This is a genomic window from Microcystis sp. M090S1 (assembly GCF_020246295.1).
GTDB lineage: Bacteria > Cyanobacteriota > Cyanobacteriia > Cyanobacteriales > Microcystaceae > Microcystis > Microcystis aeruginosa.
Window position 1 is genome coordinate 1 of sequence record NZ_JADBTF010000196.1, and the last position, 3,874, is coordinate 3,874.

Below are 3,874 nucleotides of genomic sequence, written 5' to 3' on the forward strand. Positions count from 1 at the left end.
GAAAGAGTTCACCGGTGTGATTCTTGCGGCCACATTGAACCGAGAGATACGGCATCAGCAAAGGTAATCGAGAACCGAGGAAAAAACGCGGTCGGACTGACCGTGTTAGAAAACGCTCGCGGAGGCGGTCTGGCGGGGGTCGTTCAGTTAAACCTGTTTGATCTAGTCAAGAGCCTAAGAACCGAGAATCCCCCGCTACACCGCGCGAGCGGTTAGCGGGGGAGAGTCAATTCCCATTCTCCTGTCTTCTGTCTCCTGTCTCCTATCTCCTGATTTAAGTATAAATACTTGTTGACAACTCATAGTCGTTATGAGTACACTTAATTTAGACAAACTCAAAATGAGTACGACTTAGCAATTAGGAGTTGACGATTATGCTACCAAACCGAGAAGGGCAGAGAGTTCCCGATGTCACCTTTCCTGTACGTCAAAATAATCAATGGGTGAACATCACCAGCGAGGAATTATTCAAAGGAAAAACCGTTGTTCTTTTTGCCTTACCCGGGGCATTCACTCCCACCTGTTCCACCTCCCATTTACCCGGATATAACGAATTAGCCCCAGTTTTTCGGGAAAATGGCGTAGATAGTATTGTTTGCTTGTCGGTGAATGATACCTTTGTCATGAACGAGTGGGCAAAAGATCAAGAATGTGATAATGTCGTCTTGATTCCCGACGGCAACGGCGAATTTAGCGCAGGAATGGGGATGTTAGTCGATAAAGCTGACTTAGGTTTCGGTAAACGTTCTTGGCGCTATTCGATGCTAGTCAAAGATGGTGTTATCGAGAAAATGTTCATTGAACCGGAAGAACCGGGAGATCCTTTCAAAGTCTCCGATGCAGAAACGATGCTAAACTACATCAACCCAGAAGCCAAAAAACCGCCTTTAGTCTCTCTTTTCTCGAAAGTCGGCTGTCCCTACTGCCTCCGGGCCAAGAAAATGTTAGAAGAAAAAGGCCTACAATACGAAGAAATTATCCTCGGACGCGATGCCACCAGTCGTTCTCTGCGGGCCATGAGTGGTAATACCACCACCCCACAAGTCTTCATTGACGGCCAATTAATTGGCGGTTCGGAAGAATTAGCAGCTTATTTAGGAGCATAATTAATCAGCTATCAGCTATCAGCCTCTGATTTTTCAATTAATTAGCCATTTTTCTAGTTATCAACACTATTATCTAGCTGACGGCTGAGGGCGATGTTAATCAATTCTGAAAGGGGATGTGTATAACTTGAGCTTAATTGTAGGATCAAAATCAGTCCCCTCTACACGGACACAAGTGAGAAAATTATCGAGTATTCTGTTAACTGATCAAGGAGAAAGATTATGGTAGCCACTCCAGTCAAAACCAAAACCACGGGACAATACTACTCCACCCGCATCGATTTAGCATTAGATATCCGCAAAGCTGTGGTTGAAATCTTAAGCCAAACCCTTGCCGCTAGTTTAGACCTAAAAACTCAGGTTAAACAAGCCCACTGGAATGTAAAAGGTTTAAATTTCTACCAATTGCATAGCCTCTTCGACGAAATGGCCACGGAATTAGAAGGCTATGGGGACATGGTAGCAGAACGGATTACCGCTTTAGGTGGAACCGCTTTGGGAACAGCGCGCATCGCTGCCGCTAACTCGATTCTGCCGGAATATCCGGCTGATATCGTCGATGGTAGTGAACATATCGTTGCTTTAGCCGAACGTTATGCCTTATACGCCGCCCATCTTCGTTCTGCTATTGATACCACTGGCAATCAAGGGGATGCCGACACAGCAGATCTCTATACGGAAATCTCCCGGGACATCGATAAACGTCTCTGGTTCCTAGAAGCGCATCTGATTAAATCGGAAGATGTTATCAGATAAATTTGGGGTGTATTAACTTAGCTTAATACACCTTAAATTCTCGTAATCGGTAAACGTAGCCAATCGCTTAATTGTTGTGCCAACCAATCTAATTCGGCTTCGCTAACATCTTCACTGGCAGTGATAACATATTCTCGATGGTTGGCAACGAGAACCAGACAAGGAGGAATAATATTAACATTTTCTCCCTCCATAGTGACGGTGACATTGCGACGAATGAGACTATAAATTTCGGAACTAGCAGCATCGGCAGTTAGTTTAAATTTCAGCCCCCAGAGTTTTTGGTAGAGAGAAACTTTTTTGGGGGTAATTTTTAACTCTAGTTCCCCCTGCCAAAAAGATTTCCATAACTGCCAAGATAAACTAGAGGAGATTAAATTGAGCAGAAAAATTAGGATAATCGGGATTAAAAAAGCGACCAGTTTGAGATCATAAATACCGACTATGGTTAAGAGAATGATCGTAAAGAATAGGGATGGTAAAAACTGTCTTAACTGGGTTTTGAGATTGTTGAAAAACTTTTGTTTGGTTTTACTAGCGATTTTGATTTGCAGGAGATTATCTTTTTTATAAACAGTAACTTCGCTGCCGTAGGGTTTGGTCAGATTGCCAATAGATACTAGGATCAATTGACAACTATATAAGCTGGCTAAAGCTTCTGTCACCGAACGAAAATGAGAGTCTGGGGGGGAGTTTGATAATCTTTTTAACCAATAGATGAAAAAAGCACTTAGATTAGTTTTTTGCTCAAAGTTTTCGGGTATGTAACGATGCTTAATCCCCGTGGCTAAACTAATCAAACTTTTACCTATATCCTGTAAGTCCGTGGTGGGAGAATCGGAATCAAAGGCAAAATCAACTAGATAAAAACGATGGGACTGGGTATCAAAGAGGATATTACTAAGTTTAATATTGCCGTGGTTAATGGGGACATCCTGCTGATGGAGATAGGAGAGAATCTCCAAAAGATATTTGGCAATTTGTTTGAAATCTTGTTCTGCTAACAAATAACTGGAGTTAAGATAGTTTTCTAAAGGCTGCGCTGATAAATAAGGTCGGACAATAGCGATGATTTGTTCTTGGGATGAATCTATCTCAAAGCTATCGAGGTATTTGGGGAGAGATGGGTGGGAGAGTTGTCGCAATAGGGCAATTTTACCGGTTATTTCTCCGATAAACTGACTCCCTTGCCCACTAGGAACAGAAATAAGTTTAATGATAACTAACTGGGTGGTGTGTCTGTCCCTAGCTAAGATAGTTTTTTTTCCCAGTAACTGTTGGACTTGATAACGACTATGGAGAACTCGATCGATCATGGGGGAGGATGGAGTAAGTACTATCTCTAGGATAGCTCACTCTGGAAACCCTAGCCGCTATCTTTAGCATCCTTTTAATATTTTAACAATTGATTAAAAATTGCAACTTTACCTAGAAAGAACTGCTAGGGCAGTCCTATTTGAGTTATTTTAATTATCTATTCGCCAAGGCTGCCAGCAAGGGGATAGCAAAAGGGAACGGTGAGCATTTCTAAGACTGCCATGACTTTTTATTGTTAGGAATCCTAACGGATTGATGAACATATTACTGTCTTAACCATGTTTCCAGTTTTAGCGAACAATCACGCCTAATTGTAGCATTTTTATCGATTTTTGTCAAGATATATTTGACACAATTTATTAGAAAAAGGGTTTCCAATTAAAGAGGGCGAATGCAATTCGCCCCTACAATAATAATATTATTATTGTGCCAATGGTAGGGGCGCATCGCGTGCGCCCAGAATGTCCTAAGTAGGTAGGCACAATTATTTGTAGGATGGGTTAGCGGTGGCGTAACCCATGCGGGCGTTGGGTTTCATGCTTCAACCCAACCTACGTTCATTTTATATTTAATTCCACACACCCACTTATGAGCGGCTGAATTGGAGATACCAGCTTAGATTTTCCTCCTGTTCACACAAGAGGATAACTATTGTTTTTAGACTATGAAAACCATAGAAATTAAGCTATTAACAC

Annotated in this window: 3 protein-coding genes and 1 pseudogene; 3 read left to right on the plus strand and 1 reads right to left on the minus strand. The window is 41.9% G+C overall.

Going from position 1 to position 3,874, the window contains the following annotated elements; genetic code table 11:
- The 3 genes and pseudogenes from IM477_RS08865 to dps form a co-directional block, all read left to right on the plus strand.
- Positions 1-216 (plus strand): annotated as a pseudogene (locus IM477_RS08865) (RNA-guided endonuclease TnpB family protein); the annotation flags it as partial.
- A 158-nt stretch (positions 217-374) separates the two neighbouring features.
- Positions 375-1,106, plus strand: a complete 732-nt coding sequence (locus tag IM477_RS08870) for a glutathione peroxidase (protein WP_287731412.1) — start codon at positions 375-377, stop codon at positions 1,104-1,106.
- 222 nt (positions 1,107-1,328) lie between these two features.
- Complete coding sequence (gene dps, locus IM477_RS08875) at positions 1,329-1,862, plus strand: DNA starvation/stationary phase protection protein Dps (RefSeq protein ID WP_287731413.1); 534 nt, start codon at positions 1,329-1,331, stop codon at positions 1,860-1,862.
- A gap of 32 nt (positions 1,863-1,894) precedes the next feature.
- Here the strand turns inward: dps and IM477_RS08880 are convergent, their stop codons facing one another.
- Complete coding sequence (locus IM477_RS08880; RefSeq protein ID WP_287731414.1) at positions 1,895-3,178, minus strand: protein kinase domain-containing protein; 1,284 nt, start codon at positions 3,176-3,178, stop codon at positions 1,895-1,897.
- Positions 3,179-3,874 lie beyond the last annotated feature (696 nt).